This is a genomic window from Pseudomonas sp. (assembly GCF_050739935.1).
In the GTDB taxonomy this organism is placed as follows: Bacteria; Pseudomonadota; Gammaproteobacteria; order Pseudomonadales; family Pseudomonadaceae; genus Aquipseudomonas.
Map to the genome: position 1 here is coordinate 1 of NZ_JBOICF010000005.1, position 17,179 is coordinate 17,179.

General features: G+C 58.3%; 17 protein-coding genes. 6 read left to right on the forward strand and 11 right to left on the reverse strand.

Translation table 11 applies throughout. The features are described from left to right. The 6 genes from ACRER8_RS00405 to ACRER8_RS00430 form a co-directional block, all read right to left on the reverse strand. On the reverse strand, window positions 1-143 hold a 143-nt coding region (locus ACRER8_RS00405; protein ID WP_431744419.1), incomplete at its 3' end, for a flagellar basal body protein. 26 nt (window positions 144-169) lie between these two features. After that, entirely contained in the window at window positions 170-865 is a 696-nt protein-coding gene (flgD, locus tag ACRER8_RS00410; protein ID WP_431744405.1) for a flagellar hook assembly protein FlgD, read from the reverse strand. Window positions 866-880: 15 nt separating this feature from the next. Then, entirely contained in the window at window positions 881-1,324 is a 444-nt protein-coding gene (flgC, locus tag ACRER8_RS00415; protein ID WP_081568811.1) for a flagellar basal body rod protein FlgC, read from the reverse strand. A gap of 3 nt (window positions 1,325-1,327) precedes the next feature. Further along, a complete protein-coding gene (gene flgB / locus ACRER8_RS00420) occupies window positions 1,328-1,735 on the reverse strand; it encodes a flagellar basal body rod protein FlgB (RefSeq protein ID WP_431744406.1) in 408 nt (135 codons plus the stop codon). 468 nt (window positions 1,736-2,203) lie between these two features. After that, window positions 2,204-3,031 carry a protein-glutamate O-methyltransferase CheR gene (cheR, locus tag ACRER8_RS00425; RefSeq protein ID WP_431744407.1) on the reverse strand — a complete coding sequence of 276 codons (828 nt, stop codon included), beginning with the start codon at window positions 3,029-3,031 and terminating at the stop codon, window positions 2,204-2,206. Window positions 3,032-3,076: 45 nt separating this feature from the next. After that, entirely contained in the window at window positions 3,077-4,009 is a 933-nt protein-coding gene (locus ACRER8_RS00430) for a chemotaxis protein CheV (RefSeq protein WP_431744408.1), read from the reverse strand. A 77-nt stretch (window positions 4,010-4,086) separates the two neighbouring features. Between ACRER8_RS00430 and flgA the strand changes: the two genes are divergently transcribed. The 4 genes from flgA (at window position 4,087) to ACRER8_RS00450 (ending at window position 6,665) form a co-directional block, all read left to right on the forward strand. After that, window positions 4,087-4,848, forward strand: coding sequence for a flagellar basal body P-ring formation chaperone FlgA (flgA, locus tag ACRER8_RS00435; protein ID WP_431744409.1), 762 nt, complete (start codon window positions 4,087-4,089; stop codon window positions 4,846-4,848). A 161-nt stretch (window positions 4,849-5,009) separates the two neighbouring features. Next, a complete protein-coding gene (gene flgM, locus ACRER8_RS00440) occupies window positions 5,010-5,327 on the forward strand; it encodes a flagellar biosynthesis anti-sigma factor FlgM (RefSeq protein WP_431744410.1) in 318 nt (105 codons plus the stop codon). A 48-nt stretch (window positions 5,328-5,375) separates the two neighbouring features. Then, window positions 5,376-5,843, forward strand: coding sequence for a flagella synthesis protein FlgN (locus tag ACRER8_RS00445; protein ID WP_431744411.1), 468 nt, complete (start codon window positions 5,376-5,378; stop codon window positions 5,841-5,843). Between the two features lie 81 nt (window positions 5,844-5,924). After that, window positions 5,925-6,665 (forward strand): flagellar brake protein, encoded by a 741-nt coding sequence (locus ACRER8_RS00450; RefSeq protein WP_431744412.1) that lies wholly within the window; start codon window positions 5,925-5,927, stop codon window positions 6,663-6,665. Window positions 6,666-6,878: 213 nt separating this feature from the next. Here the strand turns inward: ACRER8_RS00450 and ACRER8_RS00455 are convergent, their stop codons facing one another. The 3 genes from ACRER8_RS00455 to ACRER8_RS00465 all read right to left on the reverse strand — a co-directional run bounded on the left by ACRER8_RS00455 (window position 6,879) and on the right by ACRER8_RS00465 (window position 10,833). Beyond that, window positions 6,879-8,333, reverse strand: coding sequence for an MFS transporter (locus tag ACRER8_RS00455; protein ID WP_431744413.1), 1,455 nt, complete (start codon window positions 8,331-8,333; stop codon window positions 6,879-6,881). Between the two features lie 54 nt (window positions 8,334-8,387). Further along, window positions 8,388-9,629: a glutamine synthetase family protein gene (locus ACRER8_RS00460; protein WP_431744420.1), complete on the reverse strand. Its 1,242-nt coding sequence runs from the start codon at window positions 9,627-9,629 to the stop codon at window positions 8,388-8,390. A 184-nt stretch (window positions 9,630-9,813) separates the two neighbouring features. Continuing rightward, window positions 9,814-10,833 carry an AraC family transcriptional regulator ligand-binding domain-containing protein gene (locus ACRER8_RS00465; protein ID WP_431744414.1) on the reverse strand — a complete coding sequence of 340 codons (1,020 nt, stop codon included), beginning with the start codon at window positions 10,831-10,833 and terminating at the stop codon, window positions 9,814-9,816. A 182-nt stretch (window positions 10,834-11,015) separates the two neighbouring features. On the opposite strand from ACRER8_RS00465, the gene ACRER8_RS00470 reads away from it, so the two are divergent. Further along, a complete protein-coding gene (locus ACRER8_RS00470; RefSeq protein ID WP_431744415.1) occupies window positions 11,016-12,200 on the forward strand; it encodes an acetyl-CoA C-acyltransferase family protein in 1,185 nt (394 codons plus the stop codon). A 13-nt stretch (window positions 12,201-12,213) separates the two neighbouring features. After that, complete coding sequence (locus tag ACRER8_RS00475; protein ID WP_431744416.1) at window positions 12,214-13,065, forward strand: 3-hydroxybutyryl-CoA dehydrogenase; 852 nt, start codon at window positions 12,214-12,216, stop codon at window positions 13,063-13,065. 108 nt (window positions 13,066-13,173) lie between these two features. On the opposite strand, the gene ACRER8_RS00480 is transcribed toward ACRER8_RS00475, so the two are convergent. Next, window positions 13,174-15,555 carry an efflux RND transporter permease subunit gene (locus tag ACRER8_RS00480; RefSeq protein ID WP_431744417.1) on the reverse strand — a complete coding sequence of 794 codons (2,382 nt, stop codon included), beginning with the start codon at window positions 15,553-15,555 and terminating at the stop codon, window positions 13,174-13,176. Window positions 15,556-15,583: 28 nt separating this feature from the next. Further along, window positions 15,584-16,684: a WD40/YVTN/BNR-like repeat-containing protein gene (locus tag ACRER8_RS00485; protein WP_431744418.1), complete on the reverse strand. Its 1,101-nt coding sequence runs from the start codon at window positions 16,682-16,684 to the stop codon at window positions 15,584-15,586. Window positions 16,685-17,179 lie beyond the last annotated feature (495 nt).

Sequence of the window (17,179 nt, forward strand, 5' to 3'; positions counted from 1 at the left end):
CGAATGGATTGCGCGTATTGGTCGGCGAACTCCGCACGGGAAGACTTGAAGCCGACCGTCGCGACGTTGGCAATGTTATTGCCGGTGACGTCGAGACTTTTATTCGCTGCGTAGAGCCCACTCAGACCGATATTGAAAGACATACTGCACTCCTGCCGTCGAGTCGGCTCTAGATCCCGATTTGTTGAACTTTGGACAAGGCAATGTTGGTGCCGTTGGCCAGATTGAGCGTCATGCTAGTACCCGCCGAGCCCATGGTGACACTGGTCACGGTCGCAGGCAGGTAGGTGGTCAAGCCCGTTTCAGTGCCATCAAGGCTGCCTTTGGCGATGAAGCTGTAGTTGCCCGACTCCAGCACATTGCCTGCATCGTCCTTGCCATCCCAGGTGAAGCTGGCGGTGCCGGCTTTTTGATCACCCAGGTCGATGGTCCGCACGACAGCGCCATCGGCGTCATACACCTTGACCGTGGTTACCGAACTGGCCGATGGCACGGTCACCGAACCGGTCATCTCCTTGCTGGTGTCGACATTGGTCGACCCTGCGTCGACGATCACCGAGCGACCGACCAGCGAAGAAGCCTGCAGCGCCTGGGAAGACTGATACATACCGCCGATCGCATCGACCGAGGTGCTCAGATTCTGCATGGTTTCCAGACTGCTGAACTGCGCCAACTGAGCGACGAACTCGCTGTTGTCCTGCGGATCGAGCGGATTCTGGTTCTGCATCTGGGTCACCAGCAATTGCAGGAACGAATCCTTACCCAGGCTGCTGGCGCCGGTGGTGCTGTCACCAGCCTTATCTGAAGTCGTCTTCTGCAAGGACTTCAGATAGTCGCTGGAAGTATCGTTAGAAACAGTCGTCATGACTTTCGCCCCTTATCACTGACCAAGAGTCAGAACCTTCTGCATCATTGTTTTTGCGGTGTTCATGATTTCCGCGTTGGTCTGGAACGAACGACTGGCCGAGATCATGTCTGCCATTTCGTTAACGACGTTGACGTTCGGGTAATAGACGTAACCGTTCTTGTCGGCAGCCGGGTGGTTTGGCTCGTAACGTGCTTCCAGGTTGGAAGCGTCCTCGACAATGCCGGAAACCTGCACACCAGTACCGGCCTGACCCTGATCCTCGAACAACGAAGCGCTGCCGCCGGATTCCTGACCCTGAAACACGGTGGCGAACACCGGGTGACGGGCACGGTATGTCTTGTCCAGACTCGAGGAAACGGTTTCGGCGTTGGCAATGTTACTGGCCACGGTGTTCAAGCGAGTGTTCTGGGCACTCATGCCGCTACCGGCAATATTGAAAACACTGGATAGAGACATGAATTACTCCCCGCGCAAGGCTGCAACCAGCCCTTTGAACTTACTGTTGAGCAGCGTGAAGCTGGCCTGGAAGCCAACGGCGTTCTCGGCGTAGTTAGCGTTTTCGACCTGGGAGTCGACGGTGTTCTGGTCCAGCGACGGCTGCGATGGCGTGCGGTACAGCAGGCTTGCCTCGCCTACGTCCATGCCCTGGGCTTCGATGTGACGGCTGTTGGTCATGTTCAAAGCGAAGCTGCCGTTGTTGGCCTTGTCGCTCTGGGCGGCCAACACCTTGGAGAAGTCCAGATCGCGCGCCTTGTAATTGGGCGTGTCGGCGTTGGTGATGTTGTTGGCCAGCACTTCTGCACGTTGGGCGCGGAAGTTCAGCGCTTTCTCGTGAATGCCCAGTGCGTTTTCGAAGCTGATGCTCATGTCGGGAAACCTTTACCGGTTGACCAGATGTTCTTGCCAGAGAGATAGCAAGTGGCGTGCCAGATTCGCGAGGTCCCGTATTTGTGGGCTTACAGGGATGTTCGGCAATGGGGATGCCAGAAAAGCGGCAAGTGATTTCCGCTGATGGGGAGGAAAGCGGCAAGGGGCGTGCCGTTTTTTTGCCGCTGTTGCAGGCGGTCGTGTTGGCGCTGTTTTTGGGAATATGCGCGAGATCGCTGCCGTCGGCGAGCCGGACTGCTACAGGATCGTGCTCTTGCGCAAAATTCCCGTACGCCGCAACGCCGTAGGAGCCGGCGCGCTGGCGAACCCGGTGGGTCAGTGGCCAATCGGTTGGCTGACACTAGGCATTCGCCAGCGGGCCGGCTCCTACAGTAGATCGGGGTGTAGCGAACAATGTGGGCTGACTTGGGCAACGCGAAAAGCGTTAGCTACTGAGTCAACCCAGGCTCACTTGGCCTGATAGATGATCCCGGGACTGCATTGAACCATCTGATAATGATCCGGCAACCCGTTCAACGCCTCCGACGCCCCCAGGAACAAATACCCCCCTGGCTTCAACGTCGCATGAATGCGCAACAGAATGTCCTTCTTCACCTCAGCGGAAAAGTAAATCAACACGTTGCGACAAAACACGATATCGAACTTGCCCAACGCCGCATAACTGTCCAGCAGATTGAACGAGCGAAACTCCACACGATTTTTGATCGGCGTCTTGACCGTCCAGCGCCCCGGCGTCTTCTGATCGAAATAACGCTGCAGCCGATCCGGCGACAGACCGCGCCCGATGGCCAGGCTGTCGTACTCACCGGTCTTGCAGTTATTGAGCATACTCCCCGACAAATCAGTCGCTACGATCTGCGCCCCGGCCTTCAACTGCCCCGGATTGCTGCGCTCGAACTCATCGATGGACATCGACAATGAATACGGCTCCTGCCCCGATGAACACGCCGCCGACCAGATCCGCGGACGCAGCCCGGGACTTGCCTTGAGCTGCGCAGGCAACACCTTGTTCTTGAGCACCTCGAACGGATAGGTGTCCCGAAACCACAAGGTCTCATTGGTCGTCATGGCATCCACCACCTGCTCGCGCAAACCGCTGCGTGGCTGGCTCTGGATGCGCTGAATCAACTCTCCCAACGACTTGATGCCCTGCTGTTCCATCAGCTTGTTCAGGCGGCTGGACACCAGGTATTGCTTGTTTTCACCCAGCAAAATGCCACAGGCTTTTTCCAGGAAGACCCGGAACTGCTCAAAATCCAAATTACCTGTAGACATGCCGCCTCTCAAAATCATGTGAACAGCAAGGAAGGAAGTCCTTCCTCAGCTGATATCTGCCGCCTTGATGCGATCTACCACTCTAGCTGCCAGATCATCCGGCCGAAACTTGGCCAGGAAATCATCGGCACCCACTTTCTTTACCATCGCCTGGTTGAACACCCCGGACAGGGAAGTATGCAAGATGATGTGCAGCTTCTGCATGCGCGGATCGTTGCGGATCTCGGCAGTCAAGGTGTAGCCGTCCATCTCCGGCATTTCAATGTCGGAGATCATCATCAGGAACTCTTCTTCCGGTTTCTTACCCTCGTCCACCAGCTTGCGCAGGAATTCGAGTGCCTGACGACCGTCATTCAACGCCGTCACCTCCACCCCGACGGTCTGCAGGCAGCGGGTCACCTGCTTGCGCGCTACCGACGAATCGTCAACGGTCAGCACTCGCAAGGACACGGCCTTGTGTTGCACTTCCGCGCTGATGACGCCGGCCGAGATGTTTTCCGAAACCGGGGCCACCTCGGCGAGGATTTTCTCCACGTCGATGATTTCCACCAACTGGTTGTCGATACGCGTCACCGCCGTGAGGTAGTGATCGCGACCGGTGCCCTTGGGTGGCGGGTGAATGTCTTCCCAGTTCATGTTCACGATGCGTTCGACCGAATGCACCAGGAAACCCTGAATCTTGGTGTTGTATTCGGTAATGATCACGAACGCACTGTCAATGCTGCCCAGCGCCGCCGAACCGGTTGCCATCGCCAGATCGAGAATCGGGATCGTCCCGCCCCGAATATTTGCCACTCCGCGCACAATCGGACTGGATTTGGGCATGTGGGTAAGTTTTGGGCACTGAAGCACCTCTTTTACCTTGAACACGTTGATCCCATACAACTGCTTGCCGTCCAGACGGAACAACAACAGCTCAAGGCGGTTCTGCCCTACCAGTTGAGTGCGCTGGTTAACTGAATCCAAAACACCAGCCATGCACCGACTCCTTCCCAAAACGACCAATTGCGCACTGCCACATCCGCAAGCGGCACGGGCCTTGCTATTTACCTGTCATGAACACACAAACGACAGTATCCCGACGTCTGACTTGCGCAACCCGCAGCATTTTCTGCCTGCTGGCTGCGGCGTGCCTGCTTTGTGCCGCCGGGATCAGCCGTGCGGACAACGTGACCTTGCCTGAACAACTTATCGGCGTCACCCAGGGCTTTCTTGAATTCACCGTGGAAGACTATCTGGCAACCAGTCAGACCGCCGGCCGCTACGAGATCGAAGTTAAGCAACTCGACCCTCGCCTGCGCATGCCGCACTGTGACAAGGATTTGACGGCCTCACTGGAAAGCCCGGCCCAGCCCGTCGGTCGCGTCACCGTCCGTGTACGTTGCGAGGGCAGCGCTCCATGGACGGTGTTCGTGCCGGCCCAGGTACATTTGTTTCGCAATGTCGTGACCGTGGTCCGGCCAATGAAGCGCGATGCCATCGTCTCGGAAGGTGATGTCGCCATGCGCGAACGTGACGTAGGGCTGCTGGGACAGGGTTTTCTCGATTCCGTCGATCAGGCGATTGGGCAGAAAGTCGTCCGACCAACGGTCATTGATCAGATCCTTACCCCTGTTCATCTGGAACAGCCACAGATGATCCGCAAGGGCGATCAGGTCGTGATCAGTGCCCGCAGCGGGTCGATGAGTGTGCGCATGCCGGGGGAGGCGTTATCGGATGGCGGTTTCAACGAGCAAATACGGGTCAAGAACCTCAATTCCAAACGCGTGATCAAGGCCAGCATTGTGGCCCCGGGTCAGGTCGAGGTGCCTATGTAAAGGCTATTGTCCTCTGGCGCTACGCTTGCGCTTTTTCTACACTCGGAACCCATCGGTCCCATGCGAAGTCAATTCAAGACTGTTTTCGCACGGGCCCTAAAGTTATTCCGGGTTTGGCCGAAACCAAGGCAAGCGTCCTAGAACCCAGAGGTTTTTCAATCATGGTCATCGACTTCAGTCGTTTGAATAGCTCCACTACCGTTGGCGGTACACCACGTACCGTCAGCACCAAGGAAACCGGCAAAACCGACGCCGCGGCGACGGTCAGCAGTTCCGAAAGCGTGAGCGGTAGCGGCGAGAAGGTACATTTGAGCAGTGAAGCTCAACAGTTGCAGAAGATCACTGATTCGTTGCGTGATCAGCCCGTCGTCAACAGCAGCCGTGTGGCTGAGTTGAAGCAGGCTATCGCCGATGGCAGTTACAAGGTCGACAGCAACCGTGTTGCGAACAAACTGCTTAATTTCGAAGCCCAGCGCTAGCCCCCGGTCCGCGCAGGGCTTCCGGACGCTTAAATCCCAGGGCATGCGATGCAAGACACTACTTTGCTTCAACTGATCACGGACGATGTTGCGCCAGCCCAGCATCTGCTGGATATCCTGAAGGCCGAGTCACTGGCGCTGCACGGTCGCAATATGGTCGAAATGGAACACATCCTCGCGCAGAAACAGGCGTTGGTGATCGTGCTCGAGCAGCACGGACGCAGGCGCAGTCAACTGCTGTCGAGTCTTGGCCTGCCCGCCAATCGCGCAGGACTTGAAGAAGTGGCCAGACACTCGTCGGTGGGCGAAGCATTGTTGAGAGCAGGCGATGAACTGACGGCGCTGTTAGCCGAATGTCAGGCCGCCAACGAACAGAATGGCAAGCTGATCCAACTACAGCAGCTGACCACGGCACAGCAACTCAGAATCCTCAACGGCGGCGATACTCCGACGCTCTATGACAGCCGGGGTTCGACGTCCGGACGAGCCAGACCACGTCCGCTCAGCCAGGCTTAAGTTCTTGTATAAAAGCATACAGCATGATGGCAAAATGCCTACCGCTGCACGTTGTCGCTTTTTGCCTGGAGATGGAAAACCGTGAATGCCTCAAGCGCGGAAGATGTTCCGCAGCCCCCGAAGGTACTTACCACGCCTTTGGAAATTGCCGCCAACCTGCGGCTGCTGATGGAAAGTCATGATCCTTTGATCATCACTTTTCACGAGCGCAGTCAGCGCTTCCAGAGTTATGTCATCGACGTTGACCGAGACAGCAAAGAAATCTCGCTGGACGAAATGATCCCTCGCGATGGCGAACGATTCCTGGCTAACGGCGAGCCCTTCCGCGTCGAAGGTTTCCACGATGGCGTGCGCATCGCCTGGGAAGTCAAGGCGCGGATGACCATCATCGAGGATCCGCGCAGCTATCGCGGCCCTTTGCCTGAAGAAGTCGTCTACCACCAGCGCCGCAACGCCTTCCGCGCCGCGCTGAAACTGGCGTCTCTGGTCGATATCGACATCGGCGGCGACAAACTCAAGTCTCCCCTGCGCGGCAAGCTGCTGGACATCTCCGCCACCGGATGCAAGTTGCGCTTCGAGGGCGATGTCTCCGAACGCATGCAGCTGGGTCAGGTCTACGAGCGCTTCATCGCGCACCTGCCGTTCGGCGCGATGACTACCTCAGTGGAGTTGCGCTATCTGCACTTCGAAGAGAGGATCAACACCACCTTTGCTGGCGTGCGCTTCCATAACTTCAGCGGATTGGTGCAGCGTCAGGTCGAGCGTTTCGTCTACCAGCTGCAACGCGAAGCGCGCCGGTTCGACAAAGACGACGATTTTTGACGCGGGTCATGCAACTCCCCGCATCGCGCCTGTCCGTTTTTGATTCTGCCTGTACGACGTAGGGATTCAGCTTGTGGCGATCTGCCGGGCACCGGCAGCGAATTCGGCTTATGCGATCTGCCTGATACGGCCAATGTGCCTGGTTTACTGCCGCTTCGCGGCAGATCGCGAGTAAGCATGCTTCTACGAGCTGTGCCCAGAATCAAAAACAGCTCAGAGCGATCGATTCACGCCTACATCCCGCGAAGCCTCATGGGCCACATCGGGCCTTGGTGCCTGTGGCTCGGCGCTGACGTCGCTGTCCACCACCGCCACCGGGCGCACGACGCCCTCACCTGAAGGCACGACGCGTTCCGGCTGCTCGGTCTCCGGCTGCGGCTCGGTTAAGGGCTCTGCCTCAGGCTCCGTCGTCTGCATCTGCTCCTGAACCACCTGTTCATCGACTCGCGGGTCGAGTGCCACCACGAGAGGCGAGCTGGACATGCTGTCCGGCATCGCAACGTGATGCAGCGGCGCATCCTCGACCTGGTGCAGATTGGTGACAGCCTTCGGCCGAATCCGCAGCACCAGAACCAACGCCGTGAAGCAGACGAAGGCATAGAGCATATTGCTTCCGAACTGCTTCATCAGCACGCCCGACACCAACGGCCCGATACTGGCGCCGATGCCATAGGTCATCAGCAACATGGCCGTCAGCGAGACACGTCGCTCGCCCTCAACGTGGTCGTTGGAGAACGCGACCGCCAGCGGATAAAGCGAAAACTGCAGCAGCGATGCCACGAAACCCACGGCAAACAGCACTTCCATCGGCACGTTCGGGAAGATTGCCAGCGGCAACGCAGCCAGCACCAATAGCCCGGCGACGCCGCGAATCAGCCAGGCGCGGTCATAACGGTCCGACAGCTTGCCCAGCGGCCCCTGCACCAGCAGGCCAGCACCGATGCAGCACGCCATGAACAGACCGACATGCTCGGTCGACATTCCTTGTTGCGCCGCATACAACGGCGCCAGGCCGTAGAACGAGCCGATGATCAGACCGGCGCTCAAGACAGTGGTCAGCGACTGCGGCACACGGCGCATGAAAAACAATGGCTCCAGCGGAGCGGGATGCATCGGCGCCGGGTGAATGCTGCGGGTCATGGCGACCGGCACCAGGCACAGGGTGAAGCACATCGCGACCAGCATCAGCAGCTCAGGCCCCAACTGCGGATGGATCACCAGAATCAGCTGACCGAACACCAAACCCATGTAGGACGCGATCATGTAGCCGCTGAACACCAGGCCGCGCTGTTTGGGCGACGCCTGTTCGTTGAGCCAGCTCTCGATGACCATGTACTGACACATCATGCCCAGACCGACGATCATCCGCAGAAAAATCCAGGCCGGCAGGTAGTTGATCAAGCCATGCCCCAACACCGCGGCGCCGACGATACCGGCGCAGGTCGCATAGGCACGAATATGCCCCACCCGACCGATCAGCCGGTGACCGATCTTGCCGCCCAAGGCAAGCCCGACATAGTTGGCCGCCATCAGCGCGCCGACCCAAAGGCCGTCCACCTGATCGGCAGCGAGACGCAAGGCGAGGTAAGTACTCAGAAGGCCCGAACCGATCAACATCATCAGTGAGGCGAAATACAGCGCTCGAAACGATTTCCAGATTTGGCGCATCGGCTTTCCAAAAACGAAAACCCTCCTTCACGGAGAGTTTTCGAACCACGGTTCTTAAGCCTGGGCGGCCAGAACTCGGCGCTCCCAGGGAGTAATTTCGTTAAAGAAACTGGTCAATTCCAGCGTCTTCGACGCGATGTAGCCTTCGATGAATTCGGCACCAAACAGTTCCTTGGCCAACGAGCTGCGTTTCAGACGTTCCAGCGCCGCGTGCAAGGTACATGGCAACGAAAGATTATCCGGCACGGCGAATTCCCCCTGGATCGGATCCGAGGGTTGCAGCTGTTGTTCGATGCCGTACAACCCCGCTGCAAGACTGGCTGCAATGGCAAGGTAAGGATTGGCATCGGCACCTGGCAGTCGATTTTCCACTCGTCGGGCGACCGGCGCACTGGCCGGAATACGCAGCCCCGCTGCCCGGTTGTCGTGAGACCAGCAGGCATTGTTCGGAGAGGCGAAAGGATGACACAAACGCTGGTAGGAATTGACGTTGGGGGCAAATAACGCGGTGAAATCCGCCATCGCCGCCTGCTGACCGCCGATGAAGTGATGAAAGGCCGCTGTCGGCTCGCCTTGGGCATCGCTGAAAATGTTCTGACCGGTAACGCTGTCGACGACGCTCTGATGAATATGCATCGAGCTGCCGGGCGTATGCGCCAGCGGTTTGGCCATGCACACCACAGTCAGCCCGTGCTTGAGCGCCACTTCCTTGAGCATGTGCTTGAACAGAAATGTCTGGTCGGCGAGCAGCAGCGGATCGCCATGCAACAGGTTGATTTCGAACTGGCTCACGCCCATTTCGTGCATGAACGTATCGCGAGGCAGACCCAGTGCGGCCATGCTTTTATAGACTTCGCTGAAAAACGGACGCAGGCCATTGTTGGAACTTACGCTGAACGCCGACTGCCCATCCTCGCGCCGACCATCCAGCCCCACCGGCGGCTGGAACGGCAGCGCGGGATCGCTGTTGGGTGCGAAGACGAAAAACTCGAGTTCGGTGGCGACAACCGGCGACCAGCCATGACGGGCATAGCGCGCAATGACCGATTTGAGCTGGCCACGGGTCGACAGATTTGAAGGTTGACCATCCAGCTCGTCCGCGTCGCAGATCGCCAGCGCCCGCGGCTCGTCGCTCCAGGGCAGGCGATGAATCTGTTGGGCATCGGCCACCAGTGCCAGATCGCCGTCGTCGCTGCCATAGAATTTCGCTGCCGGATAACCGCCCATGATGCATTGCAGCAGTACGCCACGCGCCAGCTGCAAACGGCGACTCTCAAGAAAACCCTCGGCCGTCATCACCTTGCCGCGCGGCACGCCGTTCAGGTCCGGGGTGACGCATTCGACTTCATCAATGCCCATCAATCGCTGCGCGAGTGAATTGTGGCCATCGCTCAACATGACTCAAATCCTTTTTATCAGGCAGACCGCGAGGCGGCGAGACGTACAAAATAAGCTTCGGGCGTTCGGAATATCAAGCAACTTACCCACGCTCCACTTCATTGGCACGCGCCCGATAGCCTCCCGGACTCTCCCCGGTCCACTTCTTGAACGCCCGGTGAAACGCGCTGGGCTCCTGGAAGCCTACCAACGCTGCGATCTCGACTACGCTCATCTCGGTTTCACGCAGCTTCTGCTGGGCGATGCCGCGGCGTACTTCGTCCTTGATGCCCTGAAACGCACAGCCTTCGCGCTCCAGGCGACGCCTGAAGGTGGTGGGGCTAAGTTTGAGTTCGACGGCCATTTCCAGCAGTGTCGGCCAATGCCCGTAATGACTGCTGCGCAAACGCTGGTAGACCTGCGCGGCCAGACCGCGCTGGTTGCGGAAGCGAATCACCAGCCATTGCGGCGCCGTGCGCAGGAACGATTTGAGTGACGGCAGCGATTGGACCACCGGCAGGCGCAGGTAATGGCTGGAGAATTCGACCTCGGTGCGGGCCTCGCCGAAACTCAGGTTAAAGCCCCATAACAGCGAATCGTCGCTGAGCCGCTCGCGGGTATGACAAAACTGCGCGCGATCGATGGTGATGCGGCGCCCGCCCAGCCAGCACAACAGGCTGATCATCAACAACAGAAAGGTCTCTTCGCCGAAACGATGCTTGATTGGGTCGCTGGCATGGTTGTCCACAGCGATGATCGCGCGTTGGCCACGCACGATCAGACTGCCGCGAAAGTCGCGCAGAAACAGAGCGAAATTGGCCAGACACTGGCGCAAGGCTTTTTCCAGGTTGGGTTCCTGAATCAGGCCTCGGCAGATAAGCGCGAAGCTGCCGAGCGGCATGCCGTGGGAATCCAGACCGAAGAATTCGTCACCCAACTCCTTGATCTGAATCAGCCACAGGGCAGCGAACGCACTGGCGGGTACGCGTGCTGCCGGGTCGTTCAGCAGTGCCATGTCGATTCCCGCCCCTTCGAGCACCGATTGCAGGCGCAAGGGCTGGTCACGCAGGGCATGCACTACCAGCTGGACGAAGTAGATCGACACTGAATCCTTTTCCCGCATGAGCCGCGTTTCCTTTTGTCGTTATGAGCCACAGCGCTGATGGTAAAGAACGCCAGCCGATCTGGACAGTTTTGGCATAGGCCGCTTCCGAATGCCGATCTAGACTTGCCCGCAACAGCACTTGGCCGAAATGCCGTTCATCGGTGCCGCCCGAGAATAAATCCAACAGTTGAGGAATCGATATGAGCAATACCGAAGTTTTCGTCGTCAGCGCACTGCGGACCGCCATCGGTGGATTCGGCGGTTCTCTCAAGGACGTCTCGCCCATCGAACTGGGCACTCAGGTCAGTCGCGCCGCACTGGCCGAATCGGGTCTGGCAGCCGAACACATCGGGCATGTGGTCATGGGCCATGTGATCCCGACCGAGGTCCGCGACGCGTACCTGTCCCGCGTCATCGCTCTGGAAGCCGGATTGACCAAGGAGACTCCTGCGATGAATGTCAATCGCCTGTGCGGTTCGGGCCTGCAGGCCATCGTCTCCGCCGCGCAATCGCTGCTGCTGGGCGACGCCAAGGCCGCGCTGGCCGGTGGCGCCGAATCCATGAGTCGTGGCGCCTACATCATGCCGCAGGCCCGCTGGGGGGCGCGCATGGGTAACGTGCAAGCCTACGACTACATGCTCGGCGCGCTGCATGACCCGTTCGCCAATATCCACATGGGCATCACTGCCGAAAACGTCGCCGAGAACTACGGCATCACTCGCTCGGATCAGGACGCACTGGCCCTGACCAGCCAGCAACGCGCGGCCCGCGCCATCGCCGAAGGCCGTTTCGAAGGGCAGATCGTCCCGGTCGAGATCGCGACCCGCAAGGGCACCTTGACCTTCGCCCAGGATGAACATGTGCGTGGCGACGTCACCGCCGAACAGCTGGAAAAGATGAAGACCGCGTTCAAGAAAGACGGTACCGTCACTGCGGGCAACGCCTCAGGCCTGAATGACGGCGCCGCTGCGTTGGTGATGGCCAACGGCGACATGGTGCGCGAACACGGCCTCAAGCCGATGGCGCGTCTGGTGGCTTACGCTCACGCAGGGGTCGAACCGTCGATGATGGGCCTGGGCCCGATCCCGGCAAGCCGCAAGGTGCTGGAGCGCGCCGGTCTGACGGTGGCCGATCTGGACGTTATCGAGTCCAACGAGGCATTCGCCGCCCAAGCTTGCGCGGTAGCTCGTGAACTGGGCTTCGATCCGGAGAAGGTCAACCCTAACGGCTCTGGCATTTCCCTGGGCCACCCGGTAGGCGCAACCGGTGCGATCATCGCCACTAAAGCCATTCATGAACTGCACCGCATCGGCGGCCGTTATGCGCTGGTGACCATGTGCATCGGCGGAGGCCAAGGCATCGCCGTGATCTTCGAACGCGTGTGAAGAGAGACTTTCCATGACCATGCATCAGATTGCCGTGATCGGCGCGGGCACCATGGGCAACGGTATCGCGCAGGTTTGCGCGGTTGCCGGGTTCGACGTGACCTTGCTGGACATCAACGACGCCGCACTGGAACGAGGCCTGGCCACCGTGCGCAAAAACCTCGAACGCCAGGTGAACAAACAGACGCTCAGTATCGAGCTTGCTGAAGAGGCCATCGGGCGTATCCGCTGTATCACTGACTATGCGCAACTGAATGACCCGCAAGTGGTGATCGAAGCGGCCACCGAAAACCTTGACCTCAAATTGCGCCTGCTCAAGCAGATCTCGGCGAACGTGGGCGCCGATTGCGTGATCGCTTCCAACACCTCGTCGCTGTCGATAACGCAACTGGCGGCCAGCGTGGACAGCCCCCAACGTTTTATCGGCCTGCACTTCTTCAATCCGGTGCCAATGATGGGCCTGATCGAAGTCATTCGCGGCCTGCAGACGGCCGATGAGACGCACGCGGCGGCGATCAAACTGGCCGAGCGTCTGAACAAGACCGCCATCACTGCGGGCAATCGTCCAGGTTTCGTGGTCAACCGCATTCTCGTGCCGATGATCAACGAAGCGATTCTGGTGCTTCAGGAAGGCCTGGCCACCGCGCAAGACATCGACGATGGTATGCGCTTGGGCTGCAATCAGCCGATCGGTCCACTGGCGCTGGCCGATCTGATCGGTCTGGACACGCTGCTGGCAATCGTCGAAGCGTTCCACGAAGGCTTCAACGACAGCAAATACCGCCCTGCTCCGCTACTCAAGGAAATGGTTGCGGCGGGGTATCTGGGGCGCAAGAGCGGGCGCGGGTTCTTCGTTTATAACTGAGCAGTCACTACTGACAGTCTTCGCAACGCCGCATGACCTACAATTATGCGATCAACAAAAAACCGCAGCCCTTCAACAGGCCGCGGTTTTTTTTGTTTCAAGCGGCCGTCAATGGGAGAACAGTGAATTTCCCACCTTGCCCGCCATCTTCTCCGGTTTGATTAGGAACCGCGCCAGAGCCGGCAGCAGCCATAGCGCGCCGAACATGTTCCACAGCAGCATGAAGGTCAGCATCAGCCCCATGTCCGCCTGGAACTTGATGGCCGAGAAGATCCAGGTGCACACGCCGATCGCCAGACATAAGCCGGTGAACAGCACCGCTTTACCGGTGGACTTCAACGTCTGGTAATACGCCTCTTGCAGTGGCAGACCCGCGCGCAGGAAACTTTCCAGACGGCTGTAGATGTAGATGCCGTAATCGACGCCGATGCCTACACCCAAGGCCACCACCGGCAGCGTCGCGACCTTCACGCCGATGCCCATGAACGCCATCAGCGCGTTGCCCAGCACCGAGGTCAACACCAGCGGCAGCACGATGCACAACGTCGCGGCCCATGAACGGAAGGTGATCATGCACATCACGGCGACGCAGATGTACACCAGAATCAGGATAGTCAGTTCGGCTTGCTTGATCACTTCGTTGGTGGCCGCTTCGATTCCGGCGTTGCCCGCAGCCAAGAGGAATTCCAGGCCTTCCTTGTTATTGGCCTTGGCAAAGTCCTGCACCGCATGTACGGCGCGATCCAGGGTTTCTGCCTTGTGATCGTTGAGGAAGATCAGCAACGGAGCCAGCGAACAGGTGTTGTTGTACAGCCCATCGGCACGGGATATCGAGCTGTTGAGCACGTCCTTGTTGCGCGACAGCGATTCCCATTTCAGGTTGCCCTCGTTCATCCCTTTGATCACTTGTTTGGAAACCGTGACCAGCGAGATCGCCGACTGCACGCCCGGTGTGTTCTCCATCTTCCACGACAGCTCGTTGATCGCTGACAGCGTCTGATAGGCCGAGCACCCTTCTACAGGCGTCTTGACCATCACCACCAACACATCGGAACTGGTGGAGTAGTTATTGATGATGAAGTTGTTGTCCTGGTTATAACGTGAATCGGGCCGCAACTCCGGCGCACCTTGATCAAGGTCACCGATCTTCAGGTTATGGCCGTACCAGAGCCCCCCGGCAAGTGCCAGCAAAGCCAGTACCACAGAGACCCGGGCGACTTTTGGCGCGGCAAAATTCGACAGCAGACGCCAGAACGGATGCTCGCGCACCGCATCCTCCTTGCTGCGCACCACCGCCCTTTTGCTGATACCTGCGTAGGAAATCGCCACCGGCAGCAGAATCAGGTTGGTGAACACGATCACCGCAACGCCGATGGAAGCACCAATGGCCAGTTCGCGAATCACGCCGATGTCGATGATCAGAAGCGTGATGAAACCGACGGCATCGGCGAGGATTGCGATCATCCCCGGCAGGAATAACTGCCGGAATGTGCGTTTGGCGGCGGTCAACGCGTTGTCGGCATCACTGGATTGCAAGGCAATCCCGTTGATCTTCTGTACTCCGTGGGAAATCCCGATGGCGAAGATCAGAAACGGTACGAGCATCGAGTAGGGGTCCAGACCGAAGCCCACCACGTGCATCAGACCCAGCTGCCAGATCACCGCGATCAGCGTGGTGCTCAAGACTGCGACCGTGCTGCGGGCGCAACGTGTGAACCACATCAGCAGGACCAGAGTGATCAGGAAAGCTACGCCAAAGAACATCACCACCATGATCAGGCCGTCGATCAGGTCTCCGACTTTTTTGGCGAAGCCGACGATGTGAATATCAACGTTAGGGTTCTGCGCTTCGTATTTGTCGCGAATCTTTTCTTCTAACTGATGGGAGAACTGCCGGTAATCCAGTGGCAACAACTTGCTCTGGTCGCTGGGGTCCGGGTAGAACTCTTGCAACGGCACATCGACGATACTGGATTTGAAGTTATTGGCCACCAGACGCCCAACCTGGCCGGACTTAAGGACGTTGTCACGCAGTTTGTCCAGGCTCTCGGGCGAGCCGTCATAGCTTTGCGGGATCACTTCGCCACCGGCAAAGCCTTCCTCTGTCACCTCGGTCCAGCGTACGCTCGGGCTCCACAGTGACTTGAGCCCCGAACGATCCACGCCTGAGATATAGAACACCTCGTCGTTGATTTGACGCAGCGTGTCCATGTATTCCTTGGAGAAGATGTCGCCCTGTTTTGCCTCAATCGAAATCCGCACGGTGTTGCCCAGATTCGCCAGGTCGTTGCGGTGTTCCATCATGTTTTGAATGAAGGGGTGACCCAAGGGAATCATCTTTTCGAAGCTGGTGGAGGGTCGAACCAGAGTGGCCTGCCAGAACAGGAAAATACTGACCAGCAGGCAGATACCGATCACTGTCGGGCGATTGTTGAAGATCAATCGCTCAAGCAGTGTCGGTTTGTCGTGATGGGGTTGAAAGTTGGTCATGGTTAAAGCGTCCTCGCCTGGTCAGTTCTTATTGTTGAGCGACATCAGCGCCCGTTGGCGAGGTGACGTGAACGCCCCCCTGTCCTACCAGAATCAGTTCGTCCATGTCGCCTTCGGCTACACCGGCCAGCGAGAGTCGATCGGGACGGTTCGAGACAGTGAAGGTTTCACCATCATCTGTACTGCGCATGACGCTGCCGCCGTTGCCCACCAACACGACGGAGCTGTCCGGCAGCAACGAAGCATTGGCGATGCTGAACTCCAGCGGCCCGCGTTCACCCTGTAGGGCGACGGGTTCCCAATTGCTGCCGAAGTCGGTGGAACGGAACAGATTGCCGCGCAGACCATAAGCCAACAGCGTATTCGCCTGCCCGGTCCCGAGAGCGCCGAATAACGAGCCTTGATAGGGGCCTTCGAGCCTTTCCCAAGTCTGACCGTCATCAGCGGAGCGGAACATGCTGCCCATTTCACCCACGATGAACAGACCCGCATCTTTCACGTAGGCGATGCCATTGAGGTGATACTGGTCTTCATTATCCAGGCGGTCGCCGATGTCCTCCCAATGCTGGCCACCGTCGGTGGTTTCCAGAAGCGCGCCATAGGCGCCGACGGCGATGCCGGTGGACAGGTCCTTGAACCAGACATCCAGCAGCGGCGCTTCACGCTTGAGATCTTCGAACTGTTTGGTCCAGGTGGCTCCGCCGTCGCTGCTGGCAAGAATCTGCGCATCGTGCCCCACTGCCCAGCCATGCTGGTCGTCAACGAAGTAAACCGCAGTCAGCAATTGACGCGTCGGGACTTTGGCCTGAGTCCAGGTCTTGCCTTGATCGTCGGAATAGAGAATATGGCCGCGGTCTCCTACGACCACGATGCGCTTGCCAGCGTGAGTCACGTCCAGCAGCAAACTTCGGGAAGCCTTGGCGGACTCCAGCGCGAAAACTGATGCGTCGCCGACGTTGGCGGGGATATCGACTGGCACGCTTTCAGCGGCCAACACCGCTCCGCAGAAGGTCATGGAGATGAACAATGACAACACAGCGCTCAGAGGCTTGCCCGTGTGTAGGGTCCAGAAATCGACATTGCCCTGAATGACCACGGACGCAGCGCGCCGATTGACAGGCTCACGCATGGAGCTTTCCCCTTCCTTTATTGTTATTAGATTCTTCTGGAGGTCCAGACAACTGCTGCAAGCGCTCTAGCCTGCGTGCGACGTGACCACCGAAGCGAACTCATCCTAGCCAGCTTTGGAAACGTATGACAATCGACATGACGTTATCTTTTGTTAATCAACCGCCCGCTGATTGGGGTGTTATCACTGAAGCTGATTGGCAGGTAGGGGCGTTGGAATGGCTGGCTGCGTCGGCGACGCCGTGCTGCTGCGTGATGGTCTCAGGCAACCTGTGGGAGCAAATTCATTCCGAGAGCGAGGTTCGCCTTACGGGCCTATCGCGAATGAATTCGCTCCCACAGCTCGAGAACGAATCAGAGAAATTTTTCCGGGGCAAAAAACAAAACCCCATCTGCTTTCGCAAATGGGGTTCTGGAATTTAATCTTGACGATGACCTACTCTCACATGGGGAAACCCCACACTACCATCGGCGATGCATCGTTTCACTGCTGAGT